The organism is Psychrobacter sp. WY6 (genome assembly GCF_018448495.1).
Taxonomy (GTDB): Bacteria; Pseudomonadota; Gammaproteobacteria; order Pseudomonadales; family Moraxellaceae; genus Psychrobacter.
In genome coordinates, this window is record NZ_CP049902.1 from 2858202 (window position 1) to 2877982 (window position 19781).

13 protein-coding genes and 6 pseudogenes are annotated in these 19781 nt (G+C 43.3%); 13 read left to right on the plus strand and 6 right to left on the minus strand.

The genetic code is table 11. From position 1 onward, the window contains the following. The first annotated feature begins 85 nt into the window (after positions 1–85). Positions 86–463 (plus strand): YkvA family protein, encoded by a 378-nt coding sequence (locus G7Y90_RS14290; protein WP_250162714.1) that lies wholly within the window; start codon positions 86–88, stop codon positions 461–463. Between the two features lie 143 nt (positions 464–606). Here the strand turns inward: G7Y90_RS14290 and G7Y90_RS14295 are convergent, their stop codons facing one another. After that, positions 607–870: a hypothetical protein gene (locus G7Y90_RS14295; protein WP_250162715.1), complete on the minus strand. Its 264-nt coding sequence runs from the start codon at positions 868–870 to the stop codon at positions 607–609. 131 nt (positions 871–1001) lie between these two features. Beyond that, positions 1002–1556, minus strand: coding sequence for a hypothetical protein (locus G7Y90_RS14300; RefSeq protein WP_193009214.1), 555 nt, complete (start codon positions 1554–1556; stop codon positions 1002–1004). A 425-nt stretch (positions 1557–1981) separates the two neighbouring features. On the opposite strand from G7Y90_RS14300, the pseudogene dnaQ reads away from it, so the two are divergent. The 12 genes and pseudogenes from dnaQ to G7Y90_RS14360 all read left to right on the plus strand — a co-directional run bounded on the left by dnaQ (position 1982) and on the right by G7Y90_RS14360 (position 11817). Beyond that, positions 1982–3591, plus strand: a pseudogene (dnaQ, locus tag G7Y90_RS14305) (DNA polymerase III subunit epsilon). 160 nt (positions 3592–3751) lie between these two features. After that, complete coding sequence (locus tag G7Y90_RS14310; RefSeq protein ID WP_250162716.1) at positions 3752–4483, plus strand: hypothetical protein; 732 nt, start codon at positions 3752–3754, stop codon at positions 4481–4483. Positions 4484–4542: 59 nt separating this feature from the next. After that, positions 4543–4782 (plus strand): hypothetical protein, encoded by a 240-nt coding sequence (locus tag G7Y90_RS14315; protein ID WP_250162717.1) that lies wholly within the window; start codon positions 4543–4545, stop codon positions 4780–4782. Then, complete coding sequence (locus G7Y90_RS14320) at positions 4779–5291, plus strand: hypothetical protein (RefSeq protein WP_250162718.1); 513 nt, start codon at positions 4779–4781, stop codon at positions 5289–5291. The genes G7Y90_RS14315 and G7Y90_RS14320 overlap by 4 nt, the downstream gene beginning before the upstream one ends. After that, positions 5245–5430, plus strand: a complete 186-nt coding sequence (locus G7Y90_RS14325) for a hypothetical protein (protein WP_250162719.1) — start codon at positions 5245–5247, stop codon at positions 5428–5430. Before G7Y90_RS14320 ends, G7Y90_RS14325 begins: the two co-directional genes overlap by 47 nt. Before the next feature lie 520 nt (positions 5431–5950). Next, positions 5951–6703 (plus strand): NAD(+) diphosphatase, encoded by a 753-nt coding sequence (nudC, locus tag G7Y90_RS14330; RefSeq protein ID WP_502937439.1) that lies wholly within the window; start codon positions 5951–5953, stop codon positions 6701–6703. Between the two features lie 129 nt (positions 6704–6832). After that, positions 6833–7681, plus strand: a complete 849-nt coding sequence (locus G7Y90_RS14335; RefSeq protein WP_250162720.1) for an RnfABCDGE type electron transport complex subunit B — start codon at positions 6833–6835, stop codon at positions 7679–7681. A gap of 161 nt (positions 7682–7842) precedes the next feature. Beyond that, a pseudogene (gene nth, locus G7Y90_RS14340) lies at positions 7843–8481 on the plus strand (endonuclease III). Positions 8482–8805: 324 nt separating this feature from the next. Next, positions 8806–9402 (plus strand): DJ-1/PfpI family protein, encoded by a 597-nt coding sequence (locus tag G7Y90_RS14345; protein WP_201560713.1) that lies wholly within the window; start codon positions 8806–8808, stop codon positions 9400–9402. A 159-nt stretch (positions 9403–9561) separates the two neighbouring features. After that, positions 9562–10722, plus strand: a pseudogene (gene metK, locus G7Y90_RS14350) (methionine adenosyltransferase). A 146-nt stretch (positions 10723–10868) separates the two neighbouring features. After that, entirely contained in the window at positions 10869–11165 is a 297-nt protein-coding gene (locus tag G7Y90_RS14355; protein ID WP_201604621.1) for a DUF3144 domain-containing protein, read from the plus strand. 319 nt (positions 11166–11484) lie between these two features. Then, a complete protein-coding gene (locus G7Y90_RS14360; protein WP_201560712.1) occupies positions 11485–11817 on the plus strand; it encodes a hypothetical protein in 333 nt (110 codons plus the stop codon). A 122-nt stretch (positions 11818–11939) separates the two neighbouring features. On the opposite strand, the pseudogene G7Y90_RS14365 reads toward G7Y90_RS14360, so the two are convergent. From G7Y90_RS14365 to clpB, 4 genes and pseudogenes are all read right to left on the minus strand, one after another. Further along, positions 11940–13579: pseudogene (locus G7Y90_RS14365) on the minus strand (BCCT family transporter). Between the two features lie 233 nt (positions 13580–13812). Beyond that, positions 13813–15465, minus strand: a complete 1653-nt coding sequence (locus tag G7Y90_RS14370) for a BCCT family transporter (RefSeq protein ID WP_045445529.1) — start codon at positions 15463–15465, stop codon at positions 13813–13815. A gap of 176 nt (positions 15466–15641) precedes the next feature. Next, positions 15642–16855 (minus strand): annotated as a pseudogene (locus G7Y90_RS19275) (PQQ-dependent sugar dehydrogenase). A 228-nt stretch (positions 16856–17083) separates the two neighbouring features. Continuing rightward, positions 17084–19678, minus strand: a pseudogene (clpB, locus tag G7Y90_RS14385) (ATP-dependent chaperone ClpB). Positions 19679–19781: the final 103 nt, after the last annotated feature.

Sequence of the window (19781 nt, forward strand, 5' to 3'; positions counted from 1 at the left end):
TACCAAAAACCTAGCCCTATTGGCACATTCCGCGACTTTGTTGTAGTATGAGAATACCGATTTCGGTTAAATAAGGATAATAATAATGGCTGAGAAAACGACTGATAAACAGAAAAAAGAGGACATATTGGATACTGATTTAGAGTACCTCATCAACGAAGAAGAAAAACTGCAAGAAAAGCTAAAAGACAGTAGCCATCTTGAGCGTTTTGCCAAAGATTTGATGCTATTCATGAGCTTGATTAAAGACTATTATCAAGGAAACTATCGCGATATTCCTTACAAGACCATTTCAGCAGGTGTGGTTGGACTGCTCTATACTCTCAACCCAATCGATATCATTCCAGATTTCATACCCTTTATCGGTCATATTGACGATGCGCTAGTCCTCACCTTTTGCTTGAAGTTGGTCGAAAAAGATTTGAAAAATATCAAACTTGGAAGAAAAACAAACCGCTACTGACTTAAAGAAAAACAGGTAACTTTGTACAAGCTATCATCCTGAAATGATCATTATAAAAAATAATCGTTATAAAAAACCACGACTGACAATCAATGTATCAGCCGTGGCTTTTTTATTCATTAATAGCAATTATTTATGTGAAGTTAATTTGGAACATCATAACGCGCTTTTTCTGGATTGAGACCGAACGAATAGACAAAGGTTGCAACGAGGCTATTGATAATAATAAACGGCAAATCGATAGCAGCATGCCCAAGCGCATAGCGACCAATCAGCCACGAAACAATCAGCATAATAATAAAGAAACCGCCTAAGTACGCCAAAATTGCAGGATGCTTTAAATTATAAGTGCTTAGGTTCAGGCTTCTTATCAAGTACATAGGTTCTGATTGCCCAACCAGCTGCATAAGAAAATCCGCCCAATACCACGTAACTAAAAAAATTCATATTGCTTAACTCTAATGACATATGGTTTATAGCAAAACACTGTTTAAAATAACACTATCGATCATAAATTATGTTTATGAGCCGTGCTTGCTTAAAGGCTCTCATTAACATTATCAATCACAATATTAGCATGTGGATTGGCTAAAATATCGGTATTAACATCATCACACTCGACATGATAGATGGTATTGGCACCGCGATAAATATAGGATAAGTATTCACTATCTAAGAGTGGATCGATATTGGCATAGGCAGGCTTCACATGAGCCAATACCAGCACGCGATCAGGACGACCAATCACTGCATCGACATTGTCAGGATCAATAGAGAAAAACTGCGGGATTTCGCTATTTTCAATCACTTCTAGCGGCTCAGCGTCATCCCAAACGCGCTTCGCACTTGCCGGCTCTTTCATCTGCATCACCCACGAGCCATCCTGTTGACTGATTTTTATTTGGGCAGGCTCGTCATGACTAACCGTGTAACAACCTTCAAAAACCGATAAGTCTGTCGCCGCTTCGACCATTCCAGTATCAGCTTGAATGTTGCTATCGTTGCAAGCACTTAAAAATAGCGCGCTGCTCACCGCTATGCCGACTGGTAAGCACATCAGCCTTTTATAAAAAATGTTTGAGCGTAAGGACATAATAGAGTTATCCTGCATTCATGCATTAAACTTTTATGAAAAATTGTCTTTAAAAAAACTACCTTTAAACAGTGATGACGACAATCTTGCTATTAGCATTATTTTTTAGGGCGTGTTTTCATCAACTATTGGCACTGTCGAATGATTTGCGCTACTAATTGACGCCTGAAAACCGCTGTTTTTTCTGCTGCGTAGTCAATACCGTTTGATACTGTGTCGCAACACAGCTCATTTTAACAGAAAATAGCAAGGTTACTATTATGATCTGTGCTTTTGGCGACTTTGTGCATTACGATTGCCCACATCAACGATAGATTTGTTATACTCATTCCCAAAATATAACGGAAGCGCTGGTGTAAAAACAACGCGAGCAAAATCCCTCCAACCCTCCCTATCTTTATCAATTTTTAGGTCAATAATTTTTTATGTCAGACAATCGCACCTCAGCGCAGCCATTCAACACCAGTAACGCGATGAATCCGTTGGCCGCCAAATCAAACACCACCGTCGCCTATACGGATGGTGCCTGTAAAGGCAATCCGGGCGCTGGTGGCTGGGGCGCACATCTCATTTTTAGTGATGGACGTACACAAGATTTGTACGGCGGGGATAAAGAGACGACCAATAATCGCATGGAGTTGATGGGCGCGATACAAGCATTGACCCATAGTCCGCATGAGCACAATCTCGAGATTTGGACAGACTCAAGCTATGTCAAAAAAGGCATCACCGAATGGATAGAGGGTTGGAAAAAAAGAGGCTGGAAAACGGCAAGTAAAAAAACCGTCGCCAATCAAGACCTTTGGCAACAATTAGACAAGCTATGCCAGCAGCGCGATGTTGACTGGCATTGGGTAAAAGGTCACGCAGGACATGCGGGTAATGAAAAGCGGATGAGCTGGCAAACTTGGGCGTGACATCCAGCAGTGAAGAATTATCGAGCATAGAACCGCAAGACACGGCTAAAAAAAAAGGGCAAATAATGCCTATACAGCACAAATGCTGCTCACAATGACTGGCTAAGTTTAGATCCACTGGGTCTGGATATGACAGATGATGAGCTTGACGAAGATGTCATAGACACTGATAACGATACAAACCCTGCCGATGATATGATGAGTAAAGATGCTGTAATAGAAGCCGATCGCTATCAGCATAATGCTAGCAAACCAATGAGTAAAATAGAGATGCCGGAAACCCAAACGTCTATGACTGATGCGACGATAAATCATGTGCCTGCTAGCGTTACTGGCATAGAAGAAGCTGATACACCAAAATTCGACGGCGACACCAGCCGTGCCAATCCGTATTTCATACCGCTGCTACCCAAACCTATCCATCGTCATGAGTCTGATCGCCAGCTCATTATGGATACTGAAACCACAGGTCTTGATCCGTTAAAAGGCGACCGTATTATCGAAGTCGGTATCGTGGAGATGATCGGGCGTAAATTTACGGGTGAAAAGCTCCACGTTTATATCAATCCACAGCGCGGCATGGATGATGAAGTCATTCGTATCCATGGTATTTCTGAGGCATTTTTGACCGACAAACCTACCTTCGATCAAGTTGCTCAGTCGCTCTATGATTTTATGGACGGCGCAGAAATCATCGCTCATAACGCCACCTTTGATATGAACTTCTTAAACATGGAGTTTGCCAAAGTTGGTATGAACGACTTTGCTGAGCGCGTACAAGTGACTGACTCGCTGGTCATGGCAAAGCAGCAATATCCTGGGCAAAAAAACACCTAGATGCTTTAGTGCGTCGCCTAAATGTGGGGAAGCAAGATCGTACTTTTCACGGCGCCTTACTTGATTCAGAGATTTTAGCAGAAGTTTATCTGGCGATGACAGGTGGGCAGGTTACACTCGCCATCGAAGAAGACACGCAAACAGATGGCGGGCAGACAGCCCACGCCAGTTTTGCCCATTTAGCGTCTTTGTTGCTAGACTCATCTACGGATGAAAATACCAACCAAGAGTGGTATGCCGCGCTCGCAGAAGCGTATCCTGAGCTAAAAGCCAATATGTAGTCGCCGTATAAGCTGATGATATCAATCTTTGAGCAATAACATTTGTATAATATAGGCTTGATTATTGTTATATTAAGCGTTAAAACATCACCAGCAAGTGCTTTTTCGATCATCATTTAAACCATCGCCATTCTCATCAGTACATTATGGAAAAACACCTATGAACCAGTCTGCGCAAATGAAGTTAACGGCCCCAACGCTTAGTGTTACTGATTTCAATCTACCATCGCTACATTTGTTGCATGATGAGATCATCGTAACCTTAAAAGATACTGAGATTCATCTGAGTGAATTTAATGATGATAATAGTCAAGCCCCTTTATTATTAGATTCTATCACTGTGCTAAAGCAGCTGTCTTGCATCTTTGAGCTGATATCTTTGGTTGGTGCAGAGGCTTTGAATACCGCTATTGTCAATGGTTTACAGCGCCTCTATGATAATGGTGATAATAACGATACCAGCTTGATTATGGACTTATCAGAAGCCATTATGACACTGGATCGCTATATCGAGTTTGTACTTTTGACAGAGTCGGTAGAGCCAACCTTGTTACTGCCTGTTATCAATAAACTCAATGCTCACGGGCAAGAAACCCCTATCACAGCAGACTATTTTGCAGCCTTTGGTAGCAGTAGTGTCATCATTGCCAACCCTGAACAAAACTTCCAACCACTTGACGAGCTTAACCTAGACACTGAACTACTAACTTATGCTTATCGTAGTGGTCTTGGAGTCGCTCTGCTCAATCAAGATGGCAACGTTAGCCCAGACGATCAGCAGAAACTTGACGCCATGAGTGCAGCGTGTGCTTTGATAGCATCGAACACAGCAGTCTATTTTGGCAAGCGGCCACCGCAGCTGTCACTGACATTGCCACGATATTACCGCTAAATCTGAGTCAAAAACACACACTGATTTATTTAGAGCAGCAATTCCAAAGCTACTTGCCTGTGATGGACAAACGGTTTGCTGATTTGGTCAGTTTTGCTTGCCAGCGTGACAGTGATGCGGCGCAACGACTGCGTGAGCAATACGCCAGCAACCACTTGGAAAGCGCGCAACTTGAGCAAATGAAACGTTTCTTATTCGGTCCTAATCGCGCGCTTACCGATACGCTGAACACCATCATTCAGACCCAAATTAATACCATCAAAGAAAATGTGGATAGCTACGCACGTGGTGATTCATGAACCCTGTCGATATGCAAACCACACAGATTATCGAAGAGCTAACAGAATTGAGCTCAGCGTTACGCTTGCTTGGTTTATCAAATGCAGCCAATAGTCTCAGCGTAGCAGCAGAAGCTGTTAGTCATTGGCAAACGCCCTCGCCTGATGATTTCGATCACTTGCTGTTGGCATTAATGCATGAGGAAAACGCCACCATTGCAATGGCAGAAATGCACACACCAGGGGCCATCTATTTGCCACTGAATAACCCGCATATCTCTTTACATCAGCTCAATACGGCTAATGATACTTTGATACAAGAAAGTCGTTCCGCTATTGCCAGTGCAGAACAAGCCATTAACGATTATTTGGCTGAGCCAGAGCGTGATATGCTCAATATCCAGAACATACCTGAGATGATGCGCCAAGTGGCAGGGGCTGTGCGCTTCTTACAGCTGCCAACACCTGCCAGCGCTCAGTCAATTGGCCAATTATCTTCAGCAACGTATCGAAGGTGGACAACGTATTGAAGACAATACGCTTGCCTGTATCGCTGATGTCATTATGGCCGTCGATCATCATCTAGATGGTTTTGAGCACAATCGTCCGGTCAGCAAACAAGCATTAGATGTGGGACAGCAGAGCTTGAGTCATTTACTGGCAGCCTAATTTCTATCACGCTTAAGCACTAAAATGATATTTAAATGGCGGCTCTGCTGCCATAGTCGATCCCATATAGTCTGGATACAAGTAAGATGCGCTTAGCACTACAAATAGTAGTGCTAAGCGAGCCTGACTGACACCGTATCTGATGAATGATATAGGATTGACTTTACTTCAATTAAAAAAAGTCTGTATCAACACTGATGCGTACTGACCTTAACCGGTTTGGAATTTTACCTATGACCAGCGCTTTTGTATTTAGTGATGATACTGTTTTATGCCGCCAGCTACCTGGATGGTGGCCGGTGCAGCTTGAATTACCCCATCCGCTACACATTCAGACGAGGAGACCCAGCTTGCTTATCAAGTTGGTCATGTCACGCTACTCGAAAGCCTAGCACCGCGTCACTGGTCGCCTGATGTCAAGCATACTAGCGCGAGTGTAGACGCTCTGAAGTATGCCGATATTTTAGAAAGTTCCGATACTCTAGAAGGTACCGATACTCTAGAAAGTGCCGACAGTTCGATTGATACTCCCCACACCTTTACTGCGCAAGCGGCTAGCGCCATTACTTATGACTATGCAATTGCACATCACATGGTATTGCCCATCATCGCTGAGGGCAGTGGTAATGCGTTTGTTCCTTACCGCCAGCTGATTACTCAGTTGCCAGTGGCTTTGTCCGATCAGCTTAGCCAAGCGATACAGTTATTGCGCTGGCAAACAGATACACAGTTTTGTAGTCGCTGTGCTGCCCCAACCATTCATGCCAAACGAGATGAGCGTGCGATGGTCTGTCCAGTGTGCCGATTGCGCCAATACCCACGTGTACAACCCTGTGTCATTACGGCTATCACTCGACCGAATCCGCAAACTGGTGAAATGCAGATTTTGCTAGCCCATCATCATCGTTATGGACAGCAAAAAACAGCACCTCATTTATTACAGTCGCCACAACCGTTACTATACGGTTTGATTGCAGGCTTTGTAGAAGTGGGTGAAAGCCTAGAACACGCGGTAGTGCGTGAAGTGGCAGAAGAGGTGAATATCAGCCTATCAGATATTCGTTACGTCAGCAGTCAGCCATGGCCATTTCCGTCTAATTTAATGCTAGGCTTTCGTGCTTCTTACGCAGCTGGCGAAATTGTTATCCAAGAAGATGAGCTGTCGCACGCCGATTTTTTTGATCTATCAAATTTGCCCAAAATACCCTCAAAAGGTAGCATTGCTTACGAGCTGATCGCACAAATTGCCAATGAGCAAGGTATTTTGCTTTAATTTATAATATCAATGCAGCATTTATCAATATCGTTATTATCCTATTATTTAATGTCAGCGCTCAGAGCACACTTAGCACTTAGCACTTAGCACTTAGCACTTAGCACTGATATTAAGGTTTTAAAGCATATGCAAAGCACCACTAGTAAAAACAGCACCCACATCCGTCTCACCAATTTGCCAATCTTGTTCGACACTTTGGGTATAGAGCGTTTACCTGCGGACATACAAGCGAAAATCTCATATATTGATGCTTGTCTACCGCAAACACAATGTGGACTTTGCGAGCACCCAGACGGCTGCTTGCCCTATGCCGCCGCTATCGTGCTTGACAATGAGCCATACAATAAATGTGTACCCGGTGGTCAACCCGTTACCAATGCCATTGCTCAAATCATTAATATAGATAGTCATGAAGCGATACTTAGCGCTGCGCCTTCTCAGTGGCCAATAGATGCGACCTCTGAACGTCCGACTGAGGTACGTGCGGTGATCCGTGAAGATGACTGTATCGGCTGCACCAAATGTATACCTGCCTGCCCAGTCGATGCTATTGTCGGTACTGGTAAGCACATGCATACTATCTTTACGGATTTATGCACCGGCTGCGAGCTTTGCATCGCTCCTTGTCCAGTCGACTGCATCGATTTGGTCACTGTTGAACGGGAGCTGTCTAGCTCTGAACGTACCACAGAGCAAGAAGATTTAAGACAGCGCTATCATACTCATTTAAGACGCGTCACCGAACAGCTGGCTGATAGTAGCAATAGTAGACCTGTGGTCAGCATGGTTGAAGCAAAACTGAACAATGCCGCTAGTCAATCGTTGAATATTAGCGAAGCGCAGGCAAAAAACACCATTGCCGCAGCGAAGCTTCGTAGTAAAATTAAAAAGCTAGAAAAGCAGCTAAGTGTCCGTCCAAATGAGAGCAAACAAGTAGAGCTTGATGCTTTGCAAGTGGAGTTAAGTCAGCTTTAATAGCGTAATTATCATTTGTTAGACAGTCTACCCAACATCGCTAAAATAAATTTATTCCGATATCTTGTATCAGTTATTAACTATCAATAGTCAAAAATAGTAAGAATACTATGAGTAAAACCGTCAAACATAAAACTGCCGATACCCCGCCATCGAGACGAATGCCCAATCGTGACGTGCGTCCATTTTTTGAAAAGCTGGCAGCGACGATTGATGAACCAGTTACGGAATTGAATTATAAGAGTTTTGAGCTGCTGATCGGGTCATCTGTCTGCGCAGGCGACGGATGTGAGCGTCAATATTGCCACCAAGCAATTATATCCCGTAGCAAATACACCTGAAGCAATCTTGGCATTGGGTGAAGACGGTCTAAAATCTTATATCAAAAATATTGGCTATATAATGCCAAAGCCAAAAATGTCATCAAAACTTGTAGAGATTTGATTGAGAAATTTAATAGCACCGTCCCTGATAACCGCAAAGACTTAGAGTCTCTCGCTGGTGTTGGTCGTAAAACCGCTAATGTGGTGTTAAATACCGCTTTTGGTCAGCCAACCATGGCGGTCGACACTCATATCTTTCGGGTAGGTAATCGTACGGGGCTGGCTACTGGCAAGAACGTCTTGATCGTTGAAAATAAGTTGGTCGAGCGTATCCCAGATGACTTCATCGTGGATGCACATCATTATCTTATCTTACACGGGCGCTATACTGCCAAGCTCGTACACCCAAATGCGGGGGCGTGTCCTGTTTATGACGAATGTATGTTTAAAGACAAAGCCAAGTTTTTGGAGCTATAATTTTTAGAACGATCGCTTTTAGAACGATAACTGCTCTAGGGGTGTCCTCAATTCAATCGATTACTTTCTAAATGGGCTAAAAATAGCTAAATTTTGCCAAACATCGTCAAATAGCTTCTTAATATCTCGATATTATGTGCGCTACTTTCCTTGTTTGACGGCAATTTATCTCATTTTTATCACCATTTTTAAAATGAGGACACGCCCTAGTTATAAAAGGTTTAATTGATCTACTTTATATGAATAAAACATGAATAGCGTGGTTAAAAAAGCAGTAGACGCCCACTTACTTGTGTAAACATTATTTAAAAATTAGGAAGCCAGATGCAGACACTGACCGCGCTATTATTCGATGATTTTGAGACTTTGGATCTATTTGGACCTATCGAGATGTTTGGCTGCTTACCTGAGCATTATCGTCTGCAATTTGCCTCCTTAAACGGCGGCATTATTCATAGTAAGCATGGCGTTGCGATGCAGACAGTCGCTGTTAGCGAGTTAGCGCATCAGACTGATATCTTGTTGATGGTTGGCGGCATGGGTACTCGCCAGCAAATCAATCACCGACCATTTTTGCAGACGTTAACAACCTTGGTTGACCATGCTGATTGGGTACTTAGCATTTGTACGGGTAGCGCATTGTTGGCTAAGGCAGGCGTCTTAGATGACAAGCGCGCAACGTCTAATAAACTGTCATGGCAATGGGTGATAGCGCAATCTGACAAAGTCCATTGGGCCGAGCAAGCACGCTGGGTTGTTGATGGCAAATTTTATACGTCCTCAGGTGTCAGTGCAGGTATGGACATGGCGCTTGGCTTTATCGCCGATAGACATGACATCCATACAGCGCGCCAGATCGCTCACTATACTGAATATCGCTGGCAAGAAAATAGCGAAATTGATGACTTTTACCATGGTTAATCCATGCCTAGTTACTTCTTAGTAGTATCCATCGCTAGAGTTTTACCTCGATACACGGTAAAATGTGCATTTTTTTATTCGTTTCGCCTTTTATTTTTATATACATTTAATAATGACTGAGTTCGTAGAATACAGTCCCTGCAATTAAGCGATCCCATTATGCGTGAATACAACTTATTTACCTCAGAATCTGTGAGCGAAGGTCATCCTGATAAAATGGCTGACCAAATATCAGATGCCATCCTTGACGCCATCTTACGTGAAGATTTGCATGCACGCGTGGCATGCGAAACCTTTTAAAACAGGTGCTGTGATACTAGCAGGGTGAAGTCACCACGACGGCAATATCGATGTTGAGCGTATCGGCGTGATACTGTAAACGGTATTGGTTACCACCACTCAGACTTAGGCTTTGATGGCGAACATGCGCGGTCATCAACATGCTCGGCAAACAATCTCCTGAAATCGCTCAAGGTGTCGATCGTAGCGACCCTGAAGAGCAAGGCGCAGGTGACCAAGGTCTTATGTTTGGCTATGCCAGTAACGAAACTGATGTCTTGATGCCAGCCCCTATCGAATTTGCTCATCGCTTGATGGAACGCCAATCTGAGCTGCGCCGCGCAGGCGAGTTGCCGTGGTTACGTCCAGATGCCAAAGCACAAGTGACCTTAAGATATGATGGTAGCAAGCCTGTTGCCATTGATGCCGTAGTGCTATCAACGCAACACGATCCAAGTATCTCGCAAAAAGATCTGCAAGAAGCCATAATGGAATCTATCATCAAACAAGTATTGCCTGCTGAATTATTGCATGCTGGCACGCGCTATCATATTAACCCAACGGGTAAGTTTGTGATTGGCGGGCCTGTAGGTGATGCTGGATTGACAGGTCGTAAAATTATTGTTGATACGTATGGCGGTATGGCGCGTCATGGCGGCGGTGCATTCAGTGGTAAAGATCCATCAAAAGTAGATCGCAGTGCTGCGTACGCCGTGCGTTATGTGGCTAAGAACATCGTTGCGGCAGGACTTGCTGAGCGCTGTGAAATACAGGTTAGTTATGCCATTGGTGTCGCTGAACCAACCTATCTCTGTCAATACCTTTGGTACGAATAAAATCAGCAATGATGAAATCATCCGTCTGATTCGCACCCATTTTGACCTGCGCCCTTATGGCATTACCCGTATGCTAAACTTATTGCAGCCAATGTATCAGCAAACGGCGACTTTTGGTCATTTTGGTCGTCCTGGCTCTGAAACTGCCTTTACGTGGGAAAAAACAGACAAAGCTGAGATTTTAAAAGCAGACGCTGGTTTGTAAAAATATAACGTTGCACCACCTACAAACCCTCTTTATAAATTTAACATTACCGATACTTATTAGGAGTCGCTTATGTCTCAAGACAATATGCAAGACAGTAACATTCAGAAAGCAATGTTGACGCTAACATTGAGATTACCCCTGAAATGCAAGCATTTTACCAACGTGCTGATGCCATTATTGGTATCGCAAACAGTCAGTTGGGTTCTGAAGCGCATTCAGGACAAGTAGGTGCATCACTACTTTATGCCGCAGCACGTTATAGCGCATCTGTCGCCTCTATCGGCTTTGTCAAAGGCGATGACTTTGCCAAAGAAAAAGATGATATCGTTGAATTTTATGTCAAACAGTATCGCCAAATGCTGAGTGACAACCTGACTGATTATGCGCAGAACTTTGATAAATATGTTCAGCTTAATCAAGATGACAAAGCAGCCAAATAGCTCTATCGCCTTTAGCTGGCACTTATAAAACGGCTAATATAGTCAGTTCAATTTAAAAGTAGTACAAGGCAACCGAGTGTAGATGTATATTTAATACCTCGAGCGAGGTTAACGCAGTAATATTTTTATAGTGGAATGACTATAGTGATGCTCAAACCCAAGCTTAATCATAGGCTTGGGTTTTTTATTAATCATGATTTGGTAGATGACTGCTGATAAATAGGCTACTATCAATTAAAACCACCTTGTTCATCACATGGTTGCAACCAGCTATCGATAACAGGGACTTACCGAACACTATTTATAAGGACATATGATTATGAACCACTTATTCAAATCATGGCGATCATGCCTGTCGTTATTAGGGTTATCAGTCACTCTTGCCTTAGCTGGCTGTAATAACATCCAAAGCATCGATACGCCTGACACCGCCCCTATTCATACCACTGGGCACAGCCAACAGAACAGCGATAACCCTTTCATTAAGTGCCCACCTTACAACCCTGAGCAAACGATGTGCACCGCGCAATACGATCCTGTGTGTGTCAAAGTAAAAACCAGCTCAGGATTTAGTTATCGCACTGCGGGCAACTCATGTTCGGCATGTGGCACAACGGCAGCAGTAGGTTATGTTAAAGGACAGTGCTCATAACCTTGCTTTATAACTTTGTGTAATACTTTATATCAAACTAAAAAAGACAATTAAATCATATAAAAAAGCACCCGCTTAATCATAGGCGGGTGCTTTTTTATTATTTTTCAGATTAATAAAATTTAATCAGGTTTTTCAAGATCAGGTGGGCCTGTCAGCAAATCTTCATCACGAAATTCATTGGCTGAATTATGCTCTGCTGACTCTTCGGTGACAAACCATTGCTGGTTGCGATACAGTATCAAACGATCTCGACTCAAGCCGCGTAATAATGAGTACATCATAACGACTATCACAATCGCAAAAGGGAAACCTGACACAATTGAAGCCGCTTGTAGCGCACTCAAGCCACCTGCTGCTAATAGTACGGCAGCGATAACACCCTCTGTACCTGCCCAAAATAGGCGCTGAATTTTCGGTGGATTGGCATCGCCACCTGAGGTCAACATATCAATCACAAAACTGGCAGAATCCGATGACGTGACAAACCAAAGCACAATCATCACTACGATAAGCAAGTTCAAAGCTGACGTAAATGGATAAGATTCCATCAGTTTAAAGATGGCACTGCCAGTATCTGCTTGGACAGCCTCAATCAAGCCAGGACTAATGAGACTGGGATCAGCGGCTGCCATTAATTCCATATTAACGGCTGAACCACCGAAAGCGGTGAACCATAAGAACAAGATGGTGATAGGAATTAATAACACCCCTAAGATAAACTCACGAATGGTTCGACCACGAGAGATACGAGCCACGAACACACCAACGAAAGGCGACCAGCTTATCCACCATGCCCAATAGAAAATCGTCCATGATGCTTGCCAGTTTTCTTGACCATCATACGATTCTGTCCAAAGACCTAATGGCACAATTTGATGTAAATAATTGCCAATATTTTCTACAAAGCTATTAAAGATAAACTGGGTCGGGCCTAAAATAATCACAAAACTGAGCAATATCACAGTAAATAATATATTGGTATCACTTAAGCGCTTAATCCCCTTATCTAGCCCCATAAATAGAGACAGACCTGCCAACATAGTGATTAAGGCAATCAAAATAATTTGCACTGTAATATTATTGGGTATGCCAAATAACGTCTCAAGACCTGAGTTAATTTGCAATACCCCAAGACCTAAAGTGGTCACTACTCCAAACATCGTACCGAATACCGCTAAATCTACCGTATGACCCCAGCCACCATAAATCTTTTTGCCCAAGATAGGATATAGTGTCGAACGGATGGCCAGCGGTAAGCCCACTCGGTAATGGAAATAAGCCAATGACAACGCGACCATGCCATAGAGTGCCCACACATGTAAACCATAGTGCAAAAACGAGATATTCATCGCTTGCTTGGCGGCAGCCACTGTTTCAGCTTCTCCTAGCGGCGGCGCCATAAAATGATACAAGGGTTCAGCCGTACCCCAGTAAAGCAGGCCAATACCGATACCCGCGGAAAATAGCATGCCAATCCAAGAGACTATATTATACTCTGGTTTTTCATTTTGATGACCAAGCCTGATATCGCCATCATAACGACTAAATCATGTAAAATCCATCACCAACGTTAAGTTGACCACCACAATAAGAACCAGCCAAAACGCAAAGACACGAATGCTTGGCATGACCAAATAACAATTGCTTGCTCATTAAAAAGAGCACCAAAAATAATGAACACAAGAATTAATAACGCTGAAGTTAAAAACACAGGTTTACTTACCCGTGGAAAAGGGCCTAAGCGGCCAACTTTACTGATCCATTAGTCATCTCAATTTTTGAAGGGCTCACCTTAACATAACTGCACAACTATCAAATCGAATCAGACACTTTATAACCTTGCTATTGGTCAACAAATAAAAAATCCTAAGATAACGATGCATCTTAGGATTTCAAATCACAATTGTTATATTGTGTTTTACGTAAAAAAGAAGAAGCTAACTGCCTGATTCATTTCATAAAAACAGTATTAAAGCTGATATATATAATCTGCTAATCACCTTTCACGATTTTAGGTGGTCCTTTTAATAAGTGCTCATCAGCAAACTCATTGGCTGAATTATGATCTGCGGATTCTTCGGTAATAAAATGCTGCTGAGCGCGATACAGTATCAAACGATCTCGGCTTAAGCCACGAAGTAACGCATACATCATCGCAAATACTACTAAAACAAAGGGTAATCCTGCAACGATAGCCGCTGCTTGTAATGCACTTAGTCCACCAGCAGCAAGCAAAACAGCAGCAATGATACCTTCCGTACTTGCCCAGAATAAACGCTGGATTTTTGGTGGGTTGGTATCACCACCTGCGGTCAACATATCAATCACAAAGCTTGCTGAATCGGATGAAGTCACAAACCAAAGGACAATCATAACGACAATCATTAAAGTGACTGGTTGTGCCAATGGATAAAATTCAACCAATTTAAAAATTGCACTACCAAAATCCGTTTGCACGGCTTCTACCAATCCTGGACTGGCCATAGCGGGATCAAGCGCCGCTAAAAGCTCCATATGGATAGCAACGCCACCGAAAGTGGTGAACCAAAAGAACAAAATCAGCATGGGAATCAATAAAACACCCAATATAAACTCACGAATGGTACGACCACGACTGATACGCGCGATAAATACGCCAACAAACGGCGCCCAACTTACCCACCATGCCCAATAAAATATCGTCCATGATGACTGCCAATTTTCTTGACCTTCATACGATTCACCCCACAGACCTAGCGGTACAACTACCGAAAGATAATTGCCAACATTTTCAAGATAGCTATCAAAGATAAAAAGCGTCGGCCCTAAGATGACCATAAACCCGAGTAAGATTGCCGTCAGTCCGATATTAATATCGCTCAAGCGCTTAATACCCTTGTCTAAACCCATCATGACGGAAAAAGCAGCTAAAATAGTAACGAAAACAATCAGACCGATCTGTATCGTTAGATTATTAGGAACACCAAATAATCGCTCAAGTCCTGAATTAATTTGCATAACGCCAAGACCAAGCGACGTTACCACACCAAACATCGTACCAAATACCGCTAAGATATCAACGGCATGTCCCCACGAGCCATAGATTTTTTTCCCCAATAGAGGATAAAGCGTTGAGCGAATCGATAACGGCAAGCCACGGCGAAAGTGAAAATAAGCCAAAGACAATGCAACAATCGCGTATAGCGCCCATGCATGTAAGCCCCAATGCAAGAATGTAAAATTTATGGCTTGCTTGGCGGCTTCTATCGTTTCCGCTTCTCCGAGTGGTGGTGCCATAAAGTGATACAAGGGCTCAGCTGTCCCCCAATACACCAATCCTATACCAATACCAGCAGAGAACAACATCCCTATCCATGAGAACAAACTGTACTGTGGCGTCTCAGTTTGTGCACCTAGACGAATATCGCCATAACGGCTCATCGCGAGATAAATACAAAGCAACAATGCTAAATTTACTAAAATAATAAATAACCAGCCGAACTTATCTGTAATAAAGTTCTGCAAAAAGCTAAATAACACACCAGCGGTTTCAGTAAAGAAAGCACCAAAGATAATAAATCCAACGATAAGTAGCGCTGAAGTAATAAACACAGGTTTACTTACCCGTGGAAAAGGGCCTAACCTGCCAACTTTTACATGATCCATTTGTTTGTTAGCCTTAGTTTTTTAGGAAGAATACCTTAACAAGATACCTCTCAACTATCAAATCTAATTAGCTATTTACGTTTTTCTTATTGACAGAAATAGAGCAAAACCATTTAGTAGCCTAACCTACAATAGTGAAAACGCTTGGAAAGTTGAAGAGCAATAGCTATTAATCACTACTGTGGAGTCAATTGTAATAATCCACTATTATCGCCGTCTTCTAACACCCAAACTTGTCCATCTACATTTAACACACTACGAATACGCTCGCCCATATCATAACGATAGCGCTCAGTCGCGCGGCTATTTTCATCAAAATCGACGACTATCAGCGCTTTAGAGGATAAGCCACTAATGAGCGCATTACCTTGCCACGCTGGGAAATCATTATATTGTCCAGCATTATAAATACTCATCGAAGACGGTGATATCACTGGCGTCCAACTAATTTTAGGCGGCGTAAACTCAGGGCGCGTCTCATGGTCAGGAATATCCGTGCCTGTATAGTTACGCCCATTTGATACGATTGGCCAACCGTAGTTATAACCTTTTTCAATGAGATTGAACTCATCACCGCCCCGTGGTCCCATCTCATGCGCCCAAAGCCTACCTTTTTCATCGAAAGCCATACCCAATACATTACGATGACCGATTGTCCAAAACTGCGCGGCAATGTCATTGCTATTATCTACAAAAGGGTTATCTGCTGGCACTGAGCCATCAAGATTTAACCTAATAATTTTGCCCAAATTGACGCTCATATCCTGTGCTGGCGTTTTTTCTTGGCGCTCGCCTGAACTGATATATAAAATTTTCCGTCAGGCGAGAACAGCAAGCGATGACTATAATGCCCCTGCCCTTTTACTTTCGGTGTTTGCTCCCAAATGGGCGTAAAATCCTGCAAATGTGGCGTGGCTGTATCCAATCCTATCAATGTCGCTTTGATAACTTTAGCACCAAACTTATTATTATCAGTGTCATTCCCTGCTTCAACGTAGCTCATATAGACATGATTAGAAGTAGCAAAATCTGGTGCAAGAACGATATCGCCAAGACCACCTTGCCCACCATAAGCCACTTTCGGTATACCACTGATGGTTGTCTTGGCACCTGTTGCCGTATCAACAATGAATAACTCGCCTGTCTTTTGGGTGACAAGTAATTTAGGGGGTTCATTATTAACGGTAGGTAATGCTGTCATTGCCCAAGGCTCATCAAACGTAGCAATTTTCTTGGTGATAAAGGCGGGTTTTTCGGTACTTGCTAGCGACTCACTAGCAGAGGCTTGTCCTTCTCTATAGTCTGTCAGGTCTTCATGGGTATTGACGGCAGTTTGATTGGAGCAAGCAGGAGCACTAAACAGCAGTGCGCTGATCATTATCGGTAACATTAATGGCGTGCTTAGGTGCTGCATACTGATGATCGTCATTTTGTCGTCTCCGTAACTGTTGATGTCTTATTCCTATTGCTTAGTTTTTAGTGCTTAGTTTATTTATAACATAGTCAAAGCACTCAAACCGTAAATAATAATAGCGCACAAAAAAACCCCTTACCTGCCTGTAGAAAAAATAGGCAAGTAAGAGGTTGGTTTTAAACCACGGTCAGTTAGAGTTAGATATTAATTCATGCTACGTTTCTCAAACACCAACTTATCATCTGCGCCGACATCGACTTTGATGATATCTCCTGCGCCAAAATCACCAGCCAATAGCTTCAATGACAATGGGTTTTCAATCTCCTGTTGGATCGCACGTTTTAGTGGGCGTGCGCCATAGACAGGATCATAACCAATCGCAACCAGTTTGTTCATCGCATCAGCTGATAACTCAATATCCATCTCACGCTCATGCAAGCGCTGACGTAAGCGATCCAACTGAATCGCAGCAATACCTGACATCTGCGACATACCGAGGCGGATGGAATACCAAATCTCGTCGATACGGTTTGACAAACTCTGGGCGGAAATGCTGCCCACTGATTCCATCACCTCAGCTTTGATGTCTTCGTAACTTTCACCGACCATCTCTTGGATTTTATGCGAACCCAAGTTACTGGTCATAATGATGACGTTGTTTTTGAAGTCCACCAGCGACCCTGTGAGTCCGTTAAGCGACCATCGTCCAATACTTGTAGCAAGATATTGAACACATCAGGGTGCGCTTTTTCAACTTCATCAAACAAAATCACACTATAAGGCTTACGGCGTACCGCTTCCGTTAATGCACCACCTTCTTCGTAGCCCACATAACCTGGAGGCGCACCCACCAAACGACTGACACTGTGCTTCTCCATATACTCACTCATGTCGATACGAACAATCGCATCCTCACTATCGAATAAGAAGTTCGCTAGTGACTTGGTCAATTCAGTCTTACCGACACCCGTTGGTCCTAAGAATAAGAACGAACCTGAAGGGCGATTCGGATCAGACAAACCAGCACGGCTACGGCGTACCGCATTGGCTACCGCTTCGACTGCTTCATCTTGACCGATGACGCGTTCATGGAGCTTTTCTTCCATCGCTATCATCTTGTCACGCTCGCCTTGCATCATTTTACTCACAGGAATACCTGTTGCTGCCGCTACGACTTCGGCAATTTCATTATCCGTGACTTTGTTACGTAGTAGTTTTACACCACTACCTTCGCCTGTCTGCTCTTTTGTTCTGCCAAGTCAGACTCAGTAATGCGGCGCTCAAGCTGCGGAATCGTTTCATACTGCAGCTTACTCATGGTCTCGTAATCACCTTCACGACTGGCTTTATCATAAGCAATACGCGCTTTATCCAGCTCGTCTTTTAGCTGCTGACTGCCTTTGACCAAGGCTTTTTCTGCTTGCCAAATCTCGTTAAGGTCAGCGTACTCTTTTTCTAGCTCTTCAATTTGTGCATCAAGCACTTTACGCTCGGCTTGCGCACCAGCGTCTTCTTCATTTTTGAGCACTTCGCGCTGCATTTTCAACTGAATCAAGCGACTATCAAGCTTACCTAAGGCTTCAGGCTTGCTGTCCATCTCCATACGTAAACGACTTGCCGCTTCATCAATTAAGTCAATCGCTTTATCTGGCAGTTTGCGATCGGTAATATAACGATGGCTCATCCGCGCAGCAGCAATAATCGCGCTGTCTTGGATATCAACACCGTGATGCAGCTCATAACGCTCTTTTAGACCACGCAAAATCGCAATGGTGTCTTCGACCGTTGGCTCATCGACCAGTACCTTTTGAAAACGACGCTCAAGCGCCGCATCTTTTTCGATATATTGGCGATATTCATCGAGAGTTGTCGCACCGACACAGTGTAGCTCACCACGCGCAAGCGCAGGTTTTAGCATATTACCAGCATCCATCGCGCCATCGGCTTTACCAGCACCTACTAAAGTATGCAATTCATCGATAAATAAGATGACATTGCCTTCTTGCTTTGATAAATCGCTGAGTACCGCTTTGAGTCGCTCTTCAAACTCACCACGGAATTTTGCACCGCAATCAATGAGCCCAAATCTAACGACAACACTTCTTTGCGGCGTAGTCCTTCTGGCACGTCACCATTGATGATTTTTTGTGCCAAACCTTCAATGATAGCCGTTTTACCAACACCTGGTTCACCAATCAATACTGGGTTATTTTTGGTACGACGCGACAGTACTTGAATGGTACGACGAATCTCTTCATCGCGACCAATCACAGGGTCAAGCTTACCAAGTTCCGCCTGCTCAGTTAAGTTAATGGTATATTTATTCAGCGCATCACGCTGATCTTCAGCATTTTGATTATTCACGGTATCATCACCTCGCAATTGCTCAATGACAGTTTTTAATTTACTCGCTGTTACGCCCGCACTCTCAAATATCTTTTTGGTTTCGCCTTGCTCAGCGAGCGCCAACATCACCCATTCAGTGGCGATAAAATCATCGCCTTCTTTTTGTGCTTGGCGGTCTGCCAAGTTCAAAATTTTAACCGAATTTGGGTTTAAATTTACATCACCGGTTGGCTCACTAATCGTTGCTTGATTGTCGAGCGCTTTTGCCACACCATTCTTTAGCGCAGGGATAGACGCGCCTGCTTGTTGGCAGATAGATAAATTAGACTCATCCTGTAGCAATACTGCAAGCAGATGCACAGGATCAATACCTGTATGGTCACGTCCCAATGCTAGGCTCTGTGCTTCTTGAATGGCTGATTGTAGTTTCTGGGTAAATTTTTCGAACCTCATAATTGTATCCTTTTATAATTAGTATTATCAGTCAGTGGATGCAACATAAAATACCGAACGCGCAGCATTTAAACATAGCGCTTATCGTCAATTTTATCGTGCT